Source organism: Shewanella sp. UCD-KL12, from assembly GCF_001957125.1.
In the GTDB taxonomy this organism is placed as follows: domain Bacteria; phylum Pseudomonadota; class Gammaproteobacteria; order Enterobacterales; family Shewanellaceae; genus Shewanella.
Genome location: NZ_MPHJ01000043.1, coordinates 1 through 964, shown reverse-complemented (window position 1 = coordinate 964; position 964 = coordinate 1). Strand labels below are relative to the sequence as shown.

At 43.3% G+C, this 964-nt stretch carries 1 protein-coding gene; it reads left to right on the top strand.

The window, feature by feature from the left end; all coding sequences use genetic code 11:
* The coding region (locus tag BM736_RS24730; protein ID WP_256718005.1) for a transposase at positions 1-964 on the top strand (964 nt) is incomplete at both ends.

The window sequence follows — 964 nt, the reverse complement described above, 5'->3', positions numbered from 1 at the left end:
TGAGTCGACGCCGTTTTATCACATAATAAATCGTTGTGTAAGAAGAGCCTACCTCTGCGGGGAGGATAACCTCACAGGTAAAAGCTATGAGCATAGACGCTGCTGGATTGTCGATAAAGTCAAAGCGCTTTCTGCCATATTTTGTATCGATGTATGCGCCTATGCGGTGATGAATAATCACTATCACCTAGTCCTTAAAATCGATACCAATAAAGCGAAGTCATTGAGCAACCGTGAGGTGATTAGTCGATGGTGTAAGGTGACAAAAGGCCATGATGTCGCGACTAAATATATGAATGGAGGGACCTTAATTGAGGGGGAGCGTTTACTGCTTGATGGGTTATTGGCTGAATGGAATGAGCGTCTATCCAGCATCTCTTGGTTTATGCGGTGCCTTAATGAAGAGATAGCGCGTAGGGCCAATCGTGAGGATGGATGTAAAGGGGCTTTTTGGGAGGGACGCTTTAAGTCACAAGCTCTACTTGATGAACAAGCGCTATTAGCCTGCATGGTGTATGTTGATTTAAACCCAATTAGAGCGGGAATTACCAACACTCTGCAAGCTTCTGATTATACCTCTATTCAGGAGCGTATTAACCAGCTAAATACTCCTAATAAAGACACTAAAGCACATCATGAACCTGAATCAAAACCTGAACCTGAGCTAACCTCGAGTGAGCGACACAAACCTCTAGCCCAGTTTGATGGTGCAGCTCATTTAGCAACTCAATCAGGCATCCCATTTCATTTCAGTGATTACTTACAACTTATTGATTGGACTGGCAGAGCCATTAGGTCTGATAAAAAAGGTTTCATCGACTCTAGCCGCCCAAAATTAYTTGATGAACTTGGAATCTCATCCAATGCTTGGGTAACCTCAGCAAAAGAGTTTCGCCGCCAATACAGTGGTATTAGTGGTCGTTGGGATGCTATGTGTGATTTTAAAAAACAGCATCATTGTGGT